The organism is Brenneria alni (genome assembly GCF_003666245.1).
GTDB classification, from domain to species: domain Bacteria; phylum Pseudomonadota; class Gammaproteobacteria; order Enterobacterales; family Enterobacteriaceae; genus Brenneria; species Brenneria alni.
Map to the genome: position 1 here is coordinate 116,176 of NZ_MJLZ01000001.1, position 20,234 is coordinate 136,409.

A 20,234-nucleotide genomic window follows, 5' to 3' on the forward strand; every position below is an offset into this window, starting at 1 on the left:
AAGTGCGTTGCCGTTAATGACAAGATTCTATAGGTAAATCAGTCACCCATCGCTGGTTGACTAGCCCCCCCCCTTTATAAAGGTGAGATATTATTTATATTCTATCCATACCGCCTTAAAACTCATTTTTATAGTGAAAATTTCTTTAAATATAGTATTTGCAAATTTTTATGCTAAAAACAGTCTCGCAAGATACCTGTATAATTTAAGAGATTGTGGAAAAACTTATAATACTGGCGTAAGCCGTCTATAATAGACCGCTGCTGGCTTCAGATCTCTCAATCGCACGTTTTAACCGCGTCACAGATTCTGAACTCGATACACAACGTTATCCATCGTATGGCATGTAATATCAGGCGATATAATTACGTTGATAATGATTTTCAGGATAATTATTATACAGGTTATTAATCTGCGCCTATGATAGCGACCCTTTTCCCCCATTGCGTCAATCTGCAAAAAATATGTTGTTAAAACTGTTCAATAACATAGGATTACGACAGTTGATCCTGCTTTTGGCCATCGCCAGCATTCTGATTACGTTAATCAACAGTTTTTACGCCAGTTACCGTGTACAGCGCCAGTTGCTGATCGATAACACATTGGAAGCCAACCGCGTTTATGCCACAAAGATGGCAGCCATAACCGATATTTTCTTCAAAACTTCTTTGCAACAATTAGCTTACAGCGCTGGCAAAATAGCGAACCAAATGGATGATCGCGACAATCTGAATGAGGAAACCAGTCGCATTGGGTTACAGAGCCTTAGTTTTAACACGGTATCTGTTGTCGATGAACATGGCGTGGTCAAGTCCACCTTTCCCGCTATGCCCCAATTTATAGGACAAAAGGTCACTTCGGCTGGCGTACGTCAGGCCTTACAGGAAAAGCAATTGCTGATCAGTTCGCCTTATGTGTCCGTGGCCAATAACCTGATCGTACTGGTTTCAGCTCCGATATTTACCCTGGACGGGCGCTACAAAGGGTTTATCTGTGGCGCCATTCACCTGGAAAAGCCCAGTATTCTGAATGAATTGCTTGACCGTCACTATTACCGGGACACTTCTTATATCTATGTTACCGACCACTATAGAAAAATTTTGTACCACAAAGATCCCAAACAGATTGGAGAAGTCGTCCACCAAAGCCCGATAATCGATAGCAGCACAGACAACAACGGCAGCCGGATAATGGCAGATAATCAGGGTAATGAAATGCTCGCCGGATACGGCGTTGTTCCCGCCAACCGCTGGGAGGTGGTGGTGCTACGCCCAACCAGCGACACACTAAAACCTTTGGATAGCCTGATGTTCGATGTGTTACGACATACCCTGCCGTTGGCTATTCTGACGATATTCTGCGTTTGGCTGCTAGCCCGGCTGATCGCCCAGCCGCTATGGCGGCTGGCCCGCAGCGCCAATAAAATGGACTCGCTCGATGTTTCCGACAGCATCAGTAAAATTCACTCCTGGTATTTTGAGGCGACGCAGCTCAAGCAGGCCATGTTAATCGGCATCAATCTGCTACAGAAAAAAATTGGCAAACTTCGCTATGAAGCGCAAACCGATCCCTTGACCGGCCTTTTCAATCGACGGGGGCTGGAAAGCATTCTGAAATATTGGCTGATCGGTCAGAAAAGTTTCGCCATTATCGCGCTGGATATTGACCATTTCAAACGCGTTAACGACACACATGGCCATGACATCGGCGATAGCGTGATTAAATATCTCGCCCAGCTCATTCGCTCCAGCTCTCGTGAGACCGATATTTTATGCCGCAGCGGGGGGGAGGAGTTTCTGATTTTATTGCCTGAAACCACCATAAAAATCGCAATTGCTATCGCAGAGCGGCTGCGTAACACGGCGCAGGAAACCGCGATTCCGTTAGTCGGCAATATTACTATCTCGTTGGGCGTATCGCGGTGGTCGCCAGGCATTAAGGAAGTCACCATAGAACGGGCCTTTAAAATGGCGGACAAAGCGTTGTATAAAGCCAAGCATGAAGGCCGCAATCGGGTTATTGTCGCCCCGATCGAATCCTGACCAACCCAGATAACCTCATCAATTGCCCGTCCTCTTCTTTACCTCTTTGCCAAGCGGTAATGCTCGCAAACGGCTGGACATTAACTGTATAAATAACCATACTTAAACATCTTTTTTTCCACATTAATCAACCTAGAGGCGGCCTTAGTGACCCAGACTCGTCAGGGCTTTCTCCTTACCCGCCACTGGCATGACACCCCTGCCGGCACACAGGTGGAATTCTGGCTGGCAACCGATGATGGCCCGCTGCAAGCTCGTCTGCCCGTACAACAGGCTATCGCGTTCATTCCTGAATCACAGCAGGCCCAGGCTTCGGCGTTGTTAAGCAAGGAAAAGCACTGGCAGCTACGGCCACTGGCCCTGCAAGACTTTCATCACCAGCCTTTGCTGGGGCTGTATTGCCCGCAATACCGTCAGCTTCTGCGACTTGAAAAGCTGCTGAGGGAAGGGGGGGTTCAGGTCTATGAAGCGGATATCCGTCCCCCCGACCGTTTTCTGATGGAGCGTTTTATTACCGCCTCCGTCTGGTTGAGCGGTGAACCTGCCTCATCCGGCCTGTTGACCCAGGTTCGCATGAAGCCCAGCCCAGATTACCGTCCCGATCTCAGGCTTGTTTCGCTGGATATCGAAACCAACCGTCATGGCGAGCTTTACTGCATTGGTCTGGAAGGCTGCGGCCAGCGGCAGGTTTATATGCTTGGCCCGGCTAACGGTATACCGGCCAGTACGGATAACTTCAGGCTGGAGTATGTCGCCAGCCGTCCGCAACTGCTGGAAAAACTGAACCATTGGCTGCAACTGCACGATCCTGATGCCATTATCGGCTGGAATCTGGTGCAGTTCGACCTGCGGGTATTGCAAAAACATGCCGAGCGCTACCGTATCCCTTTGCTGCTGGGCCGTAATGGCAATCAGCTTGAGTGGCGTGAACACGGCTTCAAACAGGGGCATTTTTTTGCCAGCGCAACAGGCCGCCTGATTATTGATGGTATCGAAGCGCTGAAATCCGCCACCTGGAATTTCGCGTCCTTCAGCCTGGAATTTGTCGCTCAGGCGCTACTGGGTGAGGGAAAAGCCATTGATACCCCCTACCAGCGGATGGACGAAATTGATCGCCGTTTCGCAGAGGATAAACCGGCCCTCGCCCGCTATAATCTGCAAGACTGCGAACTGGTCACCCGCATTTTCGCCAAAACAGAACTGATGCGTTTTTTACTGGAACGCGCAAACGTAACCGGTCTGGCCGCCGATCGCAGCGGCGGTTCCGTCGCCGCCTTTACGCACCTCTACCTGCCTCGTATGCACCGGATGGGATATGTGGCGCCGAATCTGGGAGACGTCGCGCCACAAGCCAGCCCAGGCGGGTTCGTGATGGATTCCCGTCCCGGTTTATACGATTCGGTACTGGTGCTGGATTATAAAAGTCTGTATCCGTCGATCATCCGTACCTTCCTCATCGACCCGGTTGGTCTGGCGGTGGGAATGCAGCATCCAGACGAACAGCACGCCATCGCCGGTTTTCTCGGCGCCTGGTTTTCCCGGGAGCAGCACTGTCTGCCAGCCATTGTCGAGCACATCTGGCAAGAACGGGAAGCCGCCAAACGCACCGGCAACAAACCGCTGTCACAGGCGCTGAAAATCATCATGAATGCCTTTTATGGCGTGCTGGGCGCCAGCGGTTGCCGGTTCTTCGACCCCCGTCTGGCGTCTTCTATCACCCTGCGCGGTCATGAAATTATGCTTAAAACCCGTGAGTTGATCGAAACTCAGGGTTATCAGGTGATCTATGGCGATACCGACTCAACCTTTGTGTGGCTGAAACACGCCCATACAGAAGAAGCCGCCGCCCGCATCGGCAACATGCTGGTGCAACAAGTCAACCAGTGGTGGCAAACGCATCTGCTGCAAACACATGGGCTGACCAGCGCACTGGAGCTGGAATTTGAAACCCACTTTCGCCGTTTTCTGATGCCCACTATTCGCGGCGCTGAACAAGGCAGCAAAAAACGCTACGCCGGACTGATTGAGACTGATCAGGGCGAAAAAATGGTGTTTAAAGGGCTGGAAACGGTACGAACAGACTGGACGCCGCTGGCGCAACAGTTTCAGCAGCAGCTTTATCTGCGCATCTTTCAGCGACAGCCTTATCAGCAATGGTTGCGGGAGTATGTTGGTAAAACCCTGAACGGTGAATTTGATGAGCTGTTAATTTACCGCAAGAGGTTGCGCCGCCGTCTTGACGACTATCAGCGTAACGTGCCCCCCCATGCGCGGGCAGCCAGGATAGCCGATGAGTACAATCGCCAACACGGACGACCGCTGCAATACCAGAATGGCGGCTGGATTAGCTACGTCATCACCACTAATGGGCCGGAGCCGCTGGAAACCCGGCATTCTCCGCTGGACTATCAACACTATGTTGAACGTCAGCTACAGCCGGTGGCGGAGGCCATTCTTCCCTTCCTGCACGATGATTTTGCTACTCTGGTTACCGGTCAGATGGGATTATTTTAATTATCGGCGTCAACTCACGGCTTCTGAGCAGGTGACGAACGCGCCGCCTTCCATTACCATAACGCCCTTTCTCAGACATCAATACCACCATGACCTATTCGCGCCGGATAAACCGCGCAAATAGCAAAGTATGGCCTGACACTATCCCGACACAGACAAAAATCGAGCTAAGAATTTATGCCTTTTACACTTGGTCAGCGCTGGATCAGCGATACGGAAAGCGAACTTGGATTGGGTACTGTGGTTGCAGTCGATACCCGCATGATAACCCTGCTTTTCCCTGCCAGCGGTGAAAACCGACTCTATTCCCGCAGCGATGCCCCCATCACCCGCGTGATGTTTAACCCCGGTGATACCGTTACCAGCCACGAAGGCTGGCAGCTTAAGGTGGATAGCGTACGCGATGAGCATGGTCTGCTGGTCTATAGCGGCCAGCGTCTGGATGATGACTCTCAGGCCGAAATGCGTGAAGTTCTGCTGGACAGCAAGCTGACTTTCAACAAACCGCAGGATCGGCTATTCGCCGGTCAGATTGACCGTATGGATCGTTTTGCCCTGCGCTACCGTGCGCGTAAACATCAGAACGAACAGGCGCTGCAACAGTGGGGTGGTCTGCGTGGTATGCGCGCCAGCCTGATCCCGCATCAGTTGCACATTGCCTACGAAGTCGGGCAACGCCACGCGCCGCGGGTGTTGCTGGCCGATGAGGTCGGCCTCGGCAAAACCATTGAAGCCGGGATGATTATCCACCAGCAACTATTGGCCGGCCGCGCCGAACGCGTACTGATCATTGTACCGGAAACCTTGCAGCACCAATGGCTGGTAGAAATGCTGCGCCGTTTCAACCTGCTGTTCTCGCTGTTTGATGATGAACGCTATGCCGAAGCAAAACTGGACAGCAGCAATCCGTTTGAAACCGAGCAACTGGTCATCTGTTCACTGGGTTTTGTACAGCGTAACGCGCAACGTTTTGAACAGTTGGTCAATGCCGACTGGGGCTTACTGGTAGTGGATGAGGCGCATCATCTGGCCTGGAGCGAAGATGCGCCCAGCCCTGAGTACCAGGCGGTTGAACAGTTGGCCAGAAATATTCCGGCGGTGCTGCTGCTGACCGCCACCCCGGAACAGTTGGGTCAGCAGAGCCATTTTGCCCGTCTGCGTCTGCTCGATCCGAATCGCTTCCATGACTACCATGAATTTGTTGCCGAACAGCGGCAATACCGTCCGGTTGCCGATGCAGTGACATTGCTGCTGGCGGGAGAAAAGGCCAAAACTTCTGAGCTTAATGTTCTGAGTGAATTACTGGGCGAACAGGATATCGAGCCTTTGCTGAAAGCGATTAACAGCGACAGCGAAGACAACCCGCGAGCACGCCAGGAACTGATCACCATGCTGATGGATCGTCATGGCACCAGTCGCGTATTGTTCCGTAATACCCGTCAAGGGGTAAAGGGGTTCCCACAGCGTATTCTGCACCAAATCCGTTTGCCGTTGCCTGCCCAGTATCAGACGGCAATCAAAGTGTCTGAAATCATGGGCGCCAACAAACTGCCTGAAGCACGCGCACGCGACATGCTGTATCCAGAGCAGATTTATCAACAACTGGAAGGAAACGACGCCACCTGGTGGAATTTCGATCCACGTGTTGACTGGTTGCTCAATTATCTGACGGCCCATCGTGACAAAAAAGTGCTGGTGATCTGTGCGCAGGCCGTGACTGCCCTGCAACTGGAACAGGTGCTGCGCACCCGTGAAGCCATCCGGGCCGCCGTTTTCCACGAAGGGCTATCTATTCTTGAGCGCGACCGTGCCGCCGCCTATTTCGCTTCTGAAGAAGAAGGGGCGCAGGTGCTGATTTGCTCGGAGATCGGTTCAGAAGGCCGTAACTTCCAGTTTGCCAGCCATCTGATCATGTTTGATCTGCCGTTCAACCCCGATCTGCTGGAACAGCGTATCGGCCGATTGGATCGTATCGGCCAGACACAGCAAATCCAGATCCTGATCCCTTATCTGGAAAATACCGCCCAGGCACTGCTGGTTCATTGGTATCATGAGGGTCTGGATGCCTTTGAGCACACCTGTCCGACAGGCCGCACCATCTACGACGCCCATTATACGCAATTGATTGAACGGCTGACCACGCCGGGCGAACAGCAGGGTCTGGATGACTTTATCCGCGTCTGCCGCCAGCAGCATGAACAGCTAAAACAGCAGCTTGAACAAGGCCGCGACCGCCTGTTGGAAATGCATTCGAACGGCGGTGAACAGGCGCAAATGCTGGCGCAGGCCATTGCTGACCAGGATAACGACGTTAACCTGGTTACCTTTGCTTTTAATCTGTTTGATATCGTGGGCATCAATCAGGAAGATCGCAGCGACAACCTGATTATTCTCACCCCATCCGACCATATGCTGGTGCCGGATTTCCCAGGCTTGCCACAGGACGGCTGTACCATCACCTTCGATCGTGAACAGGCTTTATCCCGCGAAGACGCACAGTTCATCAGTTGGGAACATCCGCTCATCCGCAATGGACTGGACTTGATTCTGTCCGGCGATACCGGTAGCTGCGCCGTATCGCTGTTGAAAAACAAAGCCCTGCCGGTCGGTACGCTGCTGGCGGAACTCATTTATGTGGTGGAAGCACAGGCGCCGAAACACTTGCAACTGACGCGCTTCCTGCCGCCGACGCCCGTTCGTCTGCTGATGGATCGCAAAGGAACCAATCTGGCCGGACAGGTGGAGTTTGAAAGCTTCAACCGCCAGCTCAGTGCAGTTAACCGCCACACATCGAGCAAACTGGTCAATGCCGTACAGGCTGATGTGCATGTCATGCTACAGCAGGCGGAACCGCTGGTGGCGGAACTGGCCCGCCAGCTCATTAATGACGCTCAACATCAGGCCGACCAGCAATTACGTCGTGAACTGGAACGTCTGGAAGCGCTCAAAGCCGTAAACCCTAACATTCGTGAAGATGAATTGAGCGCGTTGGAGAATCAGCGCGAGCAGGTATTGAGTAACTTACATCAGGCAAACTGGCGTCTGGATGCCATTCGTCTGGTGGTGGTGACTCACCAATAGTCGTCTTTTATTATTACCCCCACCTCGGCCTAAACAAGCAAGTCGGGCGGGGGTATCACGCTCGTCGTTCTTTAATAAATAATAGTCTGGAGAAAGACATTATCGATGGAACCCTACAATCCCCCGACTGATCCCTGGTTGCACATCTTGTATCAGGATCGGCACATCATCGTGGTGAATAAGCCCAGCGGATTACTCTCGGTTCCTGGTCGCGCCCCGGAACACAAAGATAGCGTGATGAGCCGCATCCAGACGAACCACCCCGATGCCCAGTCCGTCCATCGTTTAGATATGGCCACCAGCGGCGTGATGGTTATTGCACTGACAAAAATCGCCGAACGTGAGTTAAAACGTCAGTTTCGCGAACGCGAACCCAAAAAATCCTACATCGCCCGCGTCTGGGGGTTGATGGCCCACGATGAAGGATTGATTGACCTGCCGCTGATTTGTGACTGGCCGAACCGCCCCAAACAGAAAGTGTGTTTTGAGCAAGGCAAAGCGGCGCAAACCAGCTATCAGGTTCTGTCGCGTGACAGCGATGGCACCACGCGTGTCAAACTGATGCCCATCACCGGTCGCTCTCACCAGTTGCGTGTCCATCTGCTGGCATTGGGTCATCCCATTCTTGGCGATGGTTTTTATGCCCACCCACAGGCCAAAGACAGAGCGCCCCGCCTGCTGCTGCACGCGCAGGAGCTGTGCATCATGCACCCCGAATTCAAAACGCCCATGCACTTCCGCTGTGAGGCGGACTTCTGAACGTGTTTTCAATCGAATCAGCGTGGTGCGCGGATGAGGGAAATGGTAAGGCAGGCGCAAAAACGGGAAAAAGATATACCGGTAATTATTTCAATTGATTAGCGCTTTTCAGTAATTCATAGGCCGCCTGAATATCCTGCGCTTTTCGCTTCGCCATTTCCATCATCCTGGGCGATAACCTTTTCGCCACCAGTTTATCCGGGTGATGTTCGCTCATCAGCTTACGATAGGCCCGCTTAATCGTCGCCGCATCATCATTGCGGCGCACACCCAGCGTCCGGTAGGCGCTTTCCAGCGTCGGCCCGCGCGGCGGCGCAGGTTGCCGCTGACCGCCATAAGAATGGCCGTTGGACGACTGGCTGCGACGCTGGTAAGACTTGCCGCCTTGCCTCGACTGGTAGGCCGTGCTTTCCATATTGCGCAGAAAAAACTCGAACTGTTCGCGGGTAACCCCCAGTTCATCAGCAATCACATAAAGCAAACGTCTTTCGTTCGGATGCAATACACCATCAACAAAAGCCACCTGAAGCTGAATTTCCAGAAACATCTTAATTAAATCAAAACGCCCGAGGCAGGCATCACGCAGTTTTCGTAGTTTAATGCGCAGTGGAAAATGGTTGGCTTTGCCTTCACGAAACGCCTGCTGCGCCGCAGTTCGCTCTTCGCCAAACAGTTCAAGGCGATCCATCATTTTGGTCGCTATCTGGATATCCGCTTCCGTTACCCGCCCTTTGGACTTAGTAAGGTGCCCCATCGCCTGAAAGGTGGTCAGGAAAAACAGTGACTGGCGGGTGGATTGGGATGAAAAAAAGTGACGGCGACGCGATGCTCTGGCCCTGTCAATCAAGTGCCCCATCAGCAGTCCCATAATCATTCCCCAGATGCCGCCGCTGGACATAATCCCCAGCACAAGCCCCAGCAACTTTCCCCAATACCGCATATACTCCTTAAATCCTCATGCCGTCAGCCAAAAATTGCTTTATCATACCCGTCATTTATCTTTGCACCTAACGGCAGTGCGTATAAAACAGTGGGGATTTAACACTGGCGCAACGCTGGCGAGTGATATAGTCTCTGACCGTTTGCCGGCATGATGCCTCTGATGACGGAACACCTGATACCGCTTATGAAAAAAAGCTTCCCAACCCTGCTGGCCACTCTGATTTGGTCGGCGCTATACAGCCAGCAATCGCTGGCCGATCTTGCCGAACAGTGTATGCTGGGCGTGCCTACGTACAACAGACCGCTGGTAACAGGCGATCCCAATCAATTGCCGGTAAGCATTCAGGCTGACAAAACTGAAGCCAACTATCCCCACAGCGCCCGGTTCACCGGTGGTGTCAACATCGAACAAGGCAACAGCGTGCTGACCGCCGAGCAGGTGGAACTCAACCAGATTGAATCCACCACTCAGGGCGAACCCATACGCACCATTACCGCCACAGGAAATGTGCATTACGACGATAACCAGGTCATCATGAAAGGCCCTAAAGCCTGGTCAAACATTAATACCAAAGATACTGACGTGTATGAAGGCGACTATCAAATGGTTGGTCGTCAGGGGCGCGGTACTGCCGACAAAATGAAGATGCGCGACAATAATCGCTACACCATTTTGGAAAACGGCTCCTTCACCTCTTGCCTGCCGGGGGATAATAGCTGGAGCGTCGTCGGTTCGGAAGTGATTCAAGACCGCGAAGAACAGGTTGCTGAAATCTGGAACGCACGCTTCAAGATTGGTAACGTCCCCGTATTCTACAGCCCTTACCTGCAATTACCCATCGGTGATAAACGGCGCTCAGGCTTTCTGATCCCCAATGCAAAATACGGCAGCAGTAACGGCTTTGAGCTTATTACGCCCTACTACTGGAATATCGCCCCCAATTTTGATGCCACGATCACACCACATCTGCAAACCAAACGCGGTATGCAATGGCAGAACGAATTCCGTTATCTGACTACGCCCGGTATCGGCACGATTCAGTTCGACTGGCTTCCCAGTGACAACCAATACGCCAAAGACGTCCCGCAGGACGACAACGACACCCGATGGCTGTTTTACTGGAATCACCAGGGCGTGATGGATCAGGTCTGGCGTTTCAATGCTGACTATACCAAAGTCAGCGACGATCGCTATTTCACCGATCTGGACTCAGAATACGGTTCGAGTACCGATGGCTACGTCACACAAAAATTCAGCGTGGGCTATGCTAACCAAAACTGGAATACCACGCTCTCCACCAAACAGTTCCAGGTATTTTCTACTGCAAACAACCGGGACGTCTACCGTGCCGAACCACAGCTTGATATCAATTATTATCAGAATGATATCGGGCCGGTTGATATGCATGTTTATGGTCAGGCAGTAAAATTCACCAACGTTAACGATAACCGGCCGGAAGCCACGCGGCTGCATATTGAACCAACATTGAGCCTGCCCCTGGCCAACCGCTGGGGTAGTCTGAATACCGAAGCCAGACTATTGGCTACCCATTACCAGCAGGAAAATCTCGATCGTTACCGTGCTGACCCGGCGGTAAACGACAGTGCGAAGAATGATCTGAAAGACTCGGTAAACCGCGTGATGCCGCAGTACAAGGTGGATGGCAAAATGGTGTTCGAACGCGGAATGGACTGGTCGCAAGGGTATACCCAAACGCTGGAGCCGCGGGTACAGTACCTGTATGTGCCGTATCGCAACCAGAGCGACATCCATACTTACGATTCAACGTTGCTGCAATCCGACTACTCCGGGCTATTCCGCGACCGCAGCTATGGCGGTCTGGATCGTATCGCTTCCGCCAACCAACTGGCGACCGGGGTGACATCGCGTATTTATGATGACACGCTGGTTGAACGTTTTAATGCCTCGGTAGGTCAAATCTATTACTTTGATCGTCCGCGTACCGGTGACAGCAATATGTCACTCGATCAAAGCGATGATAACGGCAGCATGTTATGGGCTGGCGACGTCTATCTGAAGGCCGACGATAACTGGGGTATGCGGGGAGGATTGCAGTACGACGCCCGTATCAACAGAGTTGCGCTGGGTGATGCCGTGCTGGAATACCGTAAAGATGCTGAACGCCTGGTACAGTTGAACTACCGCTATGCCAGCCCTCAATATATTCAGGCCATGTTGCCAAATGTGCAAAACCCCGGATTTCAGCAGGGTATTTCACAGGTGGGCATCACGGCAAGTTGGCCGATTGTCGACCGCTGGGCCGTCGTCGGCGCTTACTACTATGATACCAAAGCCAATCAGCCTGCCAGTCAGTTGATTGGGCTGCAATATAATACCTGCTGCTGGGCCGTCAGCGTCGGATATGAACGTAAAATCACCGACTGGGACAGCGCCAGAAGCAGCAGTGAGTATGATAATAAAGTGTCGTTTAATATTGAATTACGCGGTTTAAGCAATAATTACAGTCTTGGCTCCGAAAAAATGCTGCGTTCAGGTATTTTACCATACCAGCGTGCCTTCTGATCTCGCGTGCGGAAGGCAGTAACGAGGCGAATGCGGCAGACAGGCTGTGTCAATGAAACTTTTAATCCGTCATGCGGATGAGATAAATGGGAAAGGTATGAATAACTGGAGAACGCTTATTCTCGGATTGGCACTGAGTGCTTCTACTGCGTTCGCAGCACCACAGGTTGTTGATAAAGTCGCAGCAGTGGTAGATAACAGCGTCGTATTGGAAAGTGACGTAAACACTCTTTTGCAATCGGTAAAACTGAATGCTCAACAGGCAGGTCAGCAATTGCCGGATGACGCCACATTACGCCATCAAATAACCGAGCGCCTGATCATGGATAACATTATCCTGCAAATGGCGCAAAAAATGGGCATCCAGGTTACAGATGAGCAATTGGATCGCTCCATCGCCAACATCGCTGCCCAGAACCGTCTATCAGTTGATCAGTTAAAAAGTCAGTTGGCTTATGAGGGGCTTAACTACAACACCTATCGCAACCAGATTCGTAAAGAGATGCTGATCGCCGAGGTACGCAATAACGAAGTTCGCCGTCGCGTCAGCGTTTTGCCGCAGGAAGTCGATGCGCTGGCAAAACAGATTGCCAATCAGACAGGTGAAGATGCCGAACTGAATTTAAGTCATATCCTCATTCCGTTACCGGAAAATCCAAGTCAGCAACAGGTTGATGAAGCCGAAAATCTGGCGTCCTCTTTGGTGAAACAAATAAACGAAGGCGCTGATTTCGGTAAACTGGCCATCACCTATTCCGCCGATCCTCAGGCATTGAAAGGCGGGCAAATGGGATGGGGCAAGTTGCAAGAGCTCCCGACGCTGTTTGCTGAAAGGCTGGCTCAGACTCAGAAAGGGCAGATCGTCGGCCCTATCCGTTCCGGTGTCGGCTTCCACATTCTGCGCGTTAACGATATTCGCGGCAGCGACAAAACCGTGTCAGTCACCGAAACCCATGCCCGCCATATTCTCCTTAAACCTTCTGTCGTAATGACGGACAGCCAGGCGCGGGAGAAACTGGAAGAGGTCGCACAACAGATTAAAAATGGCAGCACCGACTTTGCCGCTCAGGCAAAACAACTATCACAAGACCCCGGTTCGGCCAATCAGGGCGGCGATCTGGGTTGGGCTTCTCCTGACATGTACGATCCGGCTTTCCGCGATGCCTTGCTGAAATTGAGAAAAGGCGAAATCAGTCAACCGGTTCACTCCTCTTTTGGCTGGCACCTGATTCAACTACTGGATATCCGACAGGTTGATAAAACTGATGCGGCACAGAAAGAACGAGCATACCGGATGCTGTTTAACCGGAAATTCTCCGAAGAAGCGCAAACCTGGATGCAGGAACAGCGGGCGGCGGCTTACGTCAAAATTGTTAACGGCGCGGATAATTAATGCAAACTGAGATCGGAACGCAACGTGTAGTGATTACCCCCGGTGAACCTGCCGGGATTGGTCCCGATCTGGTTATCGCCCTGGCGCAGCGGTCATGGCCGGTTGAACTGGTGGTCTGCGCCGACCCCGACCTGCTGTTGAGCCGTGCGTTGCAACTGCACTTACCGTTAACATTGCAGCACTATCAGCCAGGGCAACCGGCACAGCCACAGCAGGCGGGAACCTTAACGATTTTGGCGCACGCTACCCCGGCGACCGTGTTGGCAGGCCAGCTTAACGTCAGTAATAGCGCCTATGTCGTCGATACGCTGGCACGGGCCTGTGATGGCTGTCTGAGCGGAGAATTTGCCGCACTGATTACCGGGCCGGTACATAAAGGCATCATTAACGATGCAGGTGTTCCGTTCAGCGGACATACCGAATTTTTTGCCGACCGCAGTCACTGTGAACGCGTTGTCATGATGCTGGCGACCGAAGAATTACGGGTAGCGTTAGCCACCACTCATCTGCCGCTTTCTGACGTTTCCGGCGCCATTACCCGGCAAAGTCTGCATGAAGTCATCACCATCGTGCATCATGATCTACAAAAGAGATTTGGCATAGGGCAGCCACAAATTTACGTTTGCGGTTTAAATCCCCACGCTGGTGAAGGCGGCCATATGGGCCGTGAAGAGCTGGATGTCATCATCCCCGCGCTGGAGGAACTGCGCCAGCAAGGCATCTGCCTTATTGGCCCGTTACCTGCGGACACACTGTTCCAGCCGAAGTATCTGCAACATGCCGATGCGGTGCTGGCGATGTATCACGATCAAGGTCTGCCGGTTCTGAAATATCAAGGGTTTGGTCGTGCGGTAAACATTACTCTGGGCTTGCCCTTTATCCGCACCTCGGTCGATCACGGTACGGCGTTGGAGCTGGCAGCCACCGGTAACGCCGATCCCGGCAGTTTTACCACGGCATTAAACCTTGCCATTAAAATGATACACTCAATAGATTTCGAGTTGCAGGAAGGCGGCAACCGAGGGAATCCTCAGGAGCTTACATTAAGTAAGCGACTGGGGTGAGTAAGGGCAGTCAACGCATCTGCAATTTGAAAGATGAAGAGTATAAAACACATTAATGAATAATCGAGTACACCAAGGTCATTTCGCCCGTAAACGCTTTGGGCAAAACTTTTTAAGCGATCATTTCGTGATCGACAGCATCGTTTCCGCCATTTATCCGCAACCCGGTCAGGCAATCGTCGAGATCGGCCCTGGTCTGGGCGCGTTGACAGCGCCAGTCGGTGAACGTATGGATCGCTTTACCGTAATCGAACTGGATCGCGATCTGGCCGCCCGGCTGGAAACCCATCCAACGCTGAAAGATAAGCTGACCATTATTCAGCAGGATGCCATGATGGTGGATTTTTCGGCTTTGGCCGAACAAGCCGGGCAACCCCTGCGAGTGTTTGGTAATCTGCCTTATAATATTTCAACACCGCTGATGTTCCACTTGTTCAGTTATACTGAGGCTATCCGCGACATGCACTTTATGCTGCAAAAAGAAGTGGTTAACCGTATGGTTGCTGGCCCCGACAGCAAAGCCTATGGCCGTTTAAGCGTGATGGCCCAGTATTACTGCCAGGTGATTCCGGTGCTGGAAGTACCGCCCACAGCGTTTAAACCGGCGCCGAAAGTCGATTCTGCCGTTGTCCGTCTGGTTCCTCATGCACAGGTTCCGTATCCGGTGAATGACATCCGCATGTTGAGCCGGATTACTACCGAAGCGTTTAATCAGCGTCGTAAAACACTGCGCAACAGTCTGGGTAGTCTCTTTACCCTGGAACAACTGGCTGAACTGGGCATCGACTCAGGCTGTCGTGCCGAAAATGTGACGGTTGAGCAATACTGCCGGTTAGCCAACTGGCTGACCGCGCATCCTACAGCACAGGAATAACTGGAGTTGTCGTGATGATTAATGCGCCCCGTGTTTGTGTACAGGTTCAGAGTTTCTACGTCGAGTCTCAGTCACAACCTGATGAAGAGCGTTTCGTATTCGCTTATACGGTCACGGTTCGCAATCTGGGGCGGCATGAAGTACAGCTCCAGGGCCGTTACTGGTTGATCACTAATGCTAATGGGCGTCAGACGGAAGTTCAGGGAGAAGGCGTAGTCGGAGAACAGCCAGTAATACAGCCCGGAAGCGAATTTCAGTACACCAGCGGTACAGTATTGGAAACCCCATTAGGCACGATGGAAGGGCACTACCAGATGATCGATCATCAAGGTGATGCTTTTCAGGTCAGTATTCCTGTATTCCGCCTGGCAATCCCCTCACTGATACATTGACGATAACTATGTCTACTTATTTAATTGGCGATGTTCACGGCTGTTTAGTTGAACTCGAAGCGCTCTTGGCGCAGGTTTCCTTTAACCCGGAACAAGACACCCTGTGGCTGACAGGCGATCTGGTGGCCCGCGGCCCGGATTCACTCCAGGTGCTGCGCTTTGTCCGCTCTCTCGGCCCATCCGTACGTATGGTTTTGGGAAATCACGATTTGCATTTGCTCGCCGTCTACGCAGGGATCAGCCGCAGTAAGCCCAAAGATCGGCTCACCACACTGCTGGAAGCGCCAGATGTCGATAAACTGATTAACTGGCTGCGCCGACAACCACTATTGCAGATTGATAACGATTTAAAGCTGGTGATGGCACATGCCGGTATTACGCCACAGTGGGATTTGGCAACGGCTAAAATGTGCGCCCGTGAAGTAGAGTCAATTCTGGGTAGTGATAGCTATCCTTTGTTTCTCGATGCGATGTACGGCGATATGCCGAATCACTGGAGTCCTGAACTCAGCGGCCTTCCCCGTTTGCGTTTCAGCGCCAATGTGTTTACCCGTATGCGCTACTGCTTCTCTGGCGGTCAGTTGGATATGATTTGCAAGGAGCCGCCGACGCAGGCGCCGTCTTTGCTGAAACCGTGGTTCAACTTACCGAGTAAGATCACCGACGAGTACGCCATTGCTTTCGGGCATTGGGCGTCGCTGGACGGCAAAGGCACGCCGGAAAATATCTACGCGCTGGATACGGGCTGCTGCTGGGGTGGGGAGCTGACTATGCTGCGCTGGGAAGATAAGCGCTATTTTACGCAAAAATCGCTGGCATGCCTCAATACGGGTAATGCCCGGTAGCGTACAATCTGAGCCTGTAATGGATAGCAGGCTCAGATATAAAGAAAATAAACTAGTGTCGTTCTAAAATTTCGAAACAATAACTGTGCGAGTTGCGCTCATCCGCATCATGAAACTCACTGAAAGTGGACTGCCACTCATCAGGTTCATAATCCGGAAAATGGGTATCGCCTTCCACTTCCGCATCAATGTGGGTCAGATACAGGCGGTTAGCTCTAGGCAACATCTGCTGGTAGATGCTTCCTCCTCCGATCACCATCACTTCTTCCACATCACCGACAGCAGCCAGTGCGTCTTCCAGTGAGGAAACCCAGGTAACGCGGTCATCATCCCCAGGATGACTGCTGACAACAATATTCAGTCTGCCCGGTAATGGCTGGCCGATAGAGCGGAAGGTATTGCGCCCCATGATAATCGGCTTATCTAACGTATTACGTTTAAACCACGCCAAATCCGCCGGTAAATGCCACGGCATGGCATTTTCCATACCGATAACACGATCCACAGCCAATGCAGCAATCAAACTAATAACCATGGTAAAACCCTGTAGGTCAGAAAATTGCTGACACTATACGGAAAGCCCCCGCACTCGTCGATAAGGACACACGGTCAAACCGCAATATAAGACAATGTCTACACGCCAGGCCGCTTACGATACAGCCATATCCCCGGCAGCGACAGGCCTATGGACAACGCCCCGACAATAAAGCTGGCCTTCAGGAAATTGGTCATCATGACGCTCATCAATTCTTCGCTGTAGCCAAGATGAGAAATTTTCACTAAGGAAATCATCGCGGTATAGGCCGAAATCCCGGGGAACATGGGAATAACCGCGGCAACGGTAAACACCTTGGGATGCGCAAGTAACCAGCGCGACCAGTGAATACCGATGATCCCTATGGTAATCGCCGCCAGAAATGAGGCCCATTCGATGTTTAACCCCAAATGCATCGCGATAAATCGCACACCATGCCCCAGCGCCCCCAGTGCAGCGCAATAGCGCAGCGCTTTGACAGGAACATTGAATACCATTGCAAACCCTAACGCCGGCACGGCCGCTAATGCCATATCCTGTAACAGCGCCCACAGCAGATTTAAGCCCATCCGCGTAACCCCCACAGCGCCAGCGCCATCACTACCCCGATACAGGTAGTCAGCGTCAGCAGGCTGGCTACCGTCCAACGGGCCAGTCCCGTATTGACGTGTCCTTTAAACATATCCGCCACCGCGTTAATCAGCGGAAAACCAGGCACCAGCAGCAGCACACTGGCCGCCATCGCCACGGTTGAAGTCTGTTGAAAAACAGGCAGCTTCATCAATAACCCTGAGGTCGACGTCGCCACGAATGCCGTAATACAAAAGTTAATCAACGGATTAAAGTGATGCGCAGTGAATACCTGCCGGGCGTACATCGCCAGGCCACTGGCAATCATCGTTACGATAAAGGCATCCCACCCGCCGCCATTCAGCCGACTAAAACAACCGCAGGAAAGCGCCACGATAGACACCATCATCCAGCGCGGATAGCGCAGTGGCTTAATGTGGGCAAATCGTTTCTCAACACCTGCCGTATCCAGCAATTTATGTTCAGCCATAATCACCGCGTGCTGCACCTCGGTAACCACATGCATATTGATGCCGCGATCGGCATTCTTACGTGTAGAGGTCAGGCAATGTCCCTGCATAATGGTGGTCAGGACGATAGCATTCGCCGAGATTGAACTCTCAACGCTGTCAGCCCCCAATGCCACCCCCAGCCGGGAAGACAACTGCTCTACAACCATACTTTCCGCGCCATGCTGTAACAGTAAAAGCGCACACTGAATGCACAGCCGGGTAATTTCCCTTTGCTGTGATATTACACTGACCATGTTTTTATCCCGATCCTGACCCACAGAAAATAACCCTAAATAAAGCAAGGAGATTTGTTAACATATTGCAGACCACTAGCCAATAATGGTGATGCTAATTAATTGCCGTGGCGCTATCATTCTACCTGTTTTATTTTTCTATTTTCGCCACCTGGAACACATCATGTTCGAAACGTCGCTGTTTGTCGCCACTATTGCCACGTTGGGAATGCTTTCACCCGGCCCTGATTTTTTTCTGGTCATCAAAAATGCCGCCCGCTATCCACGGGCTGCGGCATTGATGACTTCATTGGGGGTGATTTGTGGCGTAGCGACCCATATGACGTACTGCGTCGCGGGGCTGGCCGTGGTCATCACCACTACCCCCTGGTTGTTTAATTTACTGAGATACGCTGGCGCTGTTTATCTGATATGGGTCGGTATTCAGGCTCTGCTGTCCCGTGGCGAGAGTAAAATGAATCCCTCTCATCTGCCGGTGCAACGCGTCAGCCTGAAAAAAGCATTTTTACAAGGTTATTTATGCAACCTGCTTAACCCAAAAGCAACCTTGTTTTTCCTTGCGGTATTTACTCAGGTACTGAGTATTGATTCCGGCGTCGGTGAGAAGCTGTGGTATGCCATGATTATCTGGATTCTGGCTGCAATCTGGTGGCCGCTGCTGGTGGTGCTTTTTCAAAGCGGGCCGGTACGCCGCGGCCTGCAAAAGACGCAAAAGCTGGCGGATAAACTGCTGGGTACGGTTTTGATCGCCCTCGGTATCAAGGTGGCGCTGGGCTGACATGTTTTATGGCCCGCTGAACGGGCCTTTTCCCTTGCGGTCAGAGGGTTCCTGTTCCGCCATCTGAACACCATACCTGCCCCGATGTGAAACTGCACTCCGCCGACGCCAGCGTCACATACAAAGGTGCTATCTCCACCGGCTGACCAGGGCGCCCCATCGGCGCATCCGCGCCAAACTCGATCACTTTGTCCATTGGTTGCCCGCCGCTCGGCTGTAGCGGCGTCCAGTAAGGCCCCGGCGCTACCGCATTAACACGAATGCCTTTTTCCGCTACCTGTTTGGCCAGCGCTTTGGTAAAGGCGACATTACAGGCTTTGGTCTGGGCATAATCCAGCAGGATCGCGCTAGGCTTGAATGCCTGCACGGATGAGGTGTTAATGATCACAGAACCCGGCTGCAAATGCGCCAACGCGGCTTTCGAGATCCAAAACGGCGCATACACATTGGTCTTAAACGTCGCATCAAAGGCTTCCGTGGTGAGATCGTCAATGGATTCGGCATACTGCTGCCGACCGGCATTGTTCACCAGAATATCCAATCCCCCCAGTTTTTCAACGGCTTCATTGACCAGTTGCTTACAGAAATCCTCGGTGCGGATATCACCGGATATCGCCACCGCAATACGTCCTTCGGCGCGAATCAGCGCAATCACTTCTTGCGCATCCGACTCCTCTTCCGGCAGGTAATTAATCGCCACGTCCGCCCCTTCTCTGGCGTAGGCAATGGCGACGGCACGACCGATCCCCGAATCTCCTCCGGTGATTAATGCTTTACGGCCATTCAGCCGCCCGTTTCCCCGATAACTTTTTTCACCATGATCGGGGAGGGGTTTCATTTTACTGGCGAGTCCTGGCGGATCTTGCGGCTGACTTTCAAAGGGGGGTTTTGGATATAACTCCGACGGATGCTTGCCTGTCTGCGGTGATACGGTTTCCATGTCTACAGATTGATTTCTCTTTTTCACACTCATCTTTCGCCTCTTAATTGTTGAAATAAATTACTACGGCATAAAATTTCAAACAATATCGATAAGAATAGACGATTATCCGGGATTCTTCATAAAGAGCGGAGAACACATACATACCAAACGGAAAAAAGAAAGGGGACGATATCAAACCACATCGGCAAAGA

Annotated in this window: 15 protein-coding genes and 1 pseudogene; 11 read left to right on the forward strand and 5 right to left on the reverse strand. The window is 52.1% G+C overall.

All coding sequences use genetic code 11. The features are described 5' to 3' along the window. Positions 1-464: 464 nt before the first annotated feature. The 4 genes from BIY29_RS00500 to rluA all read left to right on the forward strand — a co-directional run bounded on the left by BIY29_RS00500 (position 465) and on the right by rluA (position 8,396). On the forward strand, positions 465-2,042 hold the full coding sequence (locus tag BIY29_RS00500; protein WP_121572749.1) for a sensor domain-containing diguanylate cyclase: 1,578 nt from the start codon (positions 465-467) through the stop codon (positions 2,040-2,042). A gap of 147 nt (positions 2,043-2,189) precedes the next feature. Then, positions 2,190-4,556, forward strand: a complete 2,367-nt coding sequence (locus BIY29_RS00505; RefSeq protein WP_121572750.1) for a DNA polymerase II — start codon at positions 2,190-2,192, stop codon at positions 4,554-4,556. A gap of 177 nt (positions 4,557-4,733) precedes the next feature. Further along, positions 4,734-7,637, forward strand: a complete 2,904-nt coding sequence (gene rapA, locus BIY29_RS00510; protein WP_121572752.1) for an RNA polymerase-associated protein RapA — start codon at positions 4,734-4,736, stop codon at positions 7,635-7,637. 105 nt (positions 7,638-7,742) lie between these two features. Further along, complete coding sequence (gene rluA, locus BIY29_RS00515; RefSeq protein ID WP_121572754.1) at positions 7,743-8,396, forward strand: bifunctional tRNA pseudouridine(32) synthase/23S rRNA pseudouridine(746) synthase RluA; 654 nt, start codon at positions 7,743-7,745, stop codon at positions 8,394-8,396. A gap of 85 nt (positions 8,397-8,481) precedes the next feature. On the opposite strand, the gene djlA is transcribed toward rluA, so the two are convergent. Continuing rightward, complete coding sequence (djlA, locus tag BIY29_RS00520) at positions 8,482-9,336, reverse strand: co-chaperone DjlA (RefSeq protein WP_121572756.1); 855 nt, start codon at positions 9,334-9,336, stop codon at positions 8,482-8,484. 150 nt (positions 9,337-9,486) lie between these two features. Here djlA and lptD point away from each other — a divergent pair, with 150 nt between their 5' ends. From lptD to apaH, 6 genes and pseudogenes are all read left to right on the forward strand, one after another. Further along, on the forward strand, positions 9,487-11,883 hold the full coding sequence (gene lptD, locus BIY29_RS00525) for an LPS assembly protein LptD (RefSeq protein WP_205680288.1): 2,397 nt from the start codon (positions 9,487-9,489) through the stop codon (positions 11,881-11,883). A 97-nt stretch (positions 11,884-11,980) separates the two neighbouring features. Next, positions 11,981-13,276 carry a peptidylprolyl isomerase SurA gene (gene surA / locus BIY29_RS00530; protein ID WP_121572978.1) on the forward strand — a complete coding sequence of 432 codons (1,296 nt, stop codon included), beginning with the start codon at positions 11,981-11,983 and terminating at the stop codon, positions 13,274-13,276. Next, a pseudogene (gene pdxA / locus BIY29_RS00535) lies at positions 13,276-14,259 on the forward strand (4-hydroxythreonine-4-phosphate dehydrogenase PdxA); the annotation flags it as partial. The gene surA and the pseudogene pdxA, both read left to right, overlap by 1 nt. A 136-nt stretch (positions 14,260-14,395) precedes the next feature. After that, positions 14,396-15,214, forward strand: coding sequence for a 16S rRNA (adenine(1518)-N(6)/adenine(1519)-N(6))-dimethyltransferase RsmA (rsmA, locus tag BIY29_RS00540; RefSeq protein ID WP_121572760.1), 819 nt, complete (start codon positions 14,396-14,398; stop codon positions 15,212-15,214). A gap of 14 nt (positions 15,215-15,228) precedes the next feature. Continuing rightward, the gene (apaG, locus tag BIY29_RS00545) at positions 15,229-15,606 is read left to right on the forward strand and encodes a Co2+/Mg2+ efflux protein ApaG (RefSeq protein ID WP_121572762.1); all 378 of its coding nucleotides are present in this window, start codon (positions 15,229-15,231) and stop codon (positions 15,604-15,606) included. A gap of 8 nt (positions 15,607-15,614) precedes the next feature. Beyond that, complete coding sequence (gene apaH / locus BIY29_RS00550; RefSeq protein ID WP_121572764.1) at positions 15,615-16,451, forward strand: bis(5'-nucleosyl)-tetraphosphatase (symmetrical) ApaH; 837 nt, start codon at positions 15,615-15,617, stop codon at positions 16,449-16,451. Between the two features lie 52 nt (positions 16,452-16,503). On the opposite strand, the gene folA is transcribed toward apaH, so the two are convergent. From folA to BIY29_RS00565, 3 genes are all read right to left on the reverse strand, one after another. Continuing rightward, the gene (gene folA, locus BIY29_RS00555; RefSeq protein WP_121572766.1) at positions 16,504-16,986 is read right to left on the reverse strand and encodes a type 3 dihydrofolate reductase; all 483 of its coding nucleotides are present in this window, start codon (positions 16,984-16,986) and stop codon (positions 16,504-16,506) included. Positions 16,987-17,084: 98 nt separating this feature from the next. Beyond that, positions 17,085-17,555, reverse strand: a complete 471-nt coding sequence (locus tag BIY29_RS00560; RefSeq protein WP_121572768.1) for a threonine/serine exporter — start codon at positions 17,553-17,555, stop codon at positions 17,085-17,087. Next, positions 17,546-18,322, reverse strand: coding sequence for a threonine/serine exporter family protein (locus BIY29_RS00565; protein WP_121572770.1), 777 nt, complete (start codon positions 18,320-18,322; stop codon positions 17,546-17,548). Before BIY29_RS00565 ends, BIY29_RS00560 begins: the two co-directional genes overlap by 10 nt. A 163-nt stretch (positions 18,323-18,485) precedes the next feature. Between BIY29_RS00565 and BIY29_RS00570 the strand changes: the two genes are divergently transcribed. Continuing rightward, on the forward strand, positions 18,486-19,100 hold the full coding sequence (locus BIY29_RS00570; RefSeq protein WP_121572980.1) for a LysE family translocator: 615 nt from the start codon (positions 18,486-18,488) through the stop codon (positions 19,098-19,100). Positions 19,101-19,140: 40 nt separating this feature from the next. Here BIY29_RS00570 and BIY29_RS00575 read toward each other — a convergent pair whose 3' ends face one another. Then, positions 19,141-20,040, reverse strand: a complete 900-nt coding sequence (locus BIY29_RS00575; RefSeq protein WP_121572772.1) for an SDR family oxidoreductase — start codon at positions 20,038-20,040, stop codon at positions 19,141-19,143. Between the last annotated feature and the right edge of the window lie 194 nt (positions 20,041-20,234).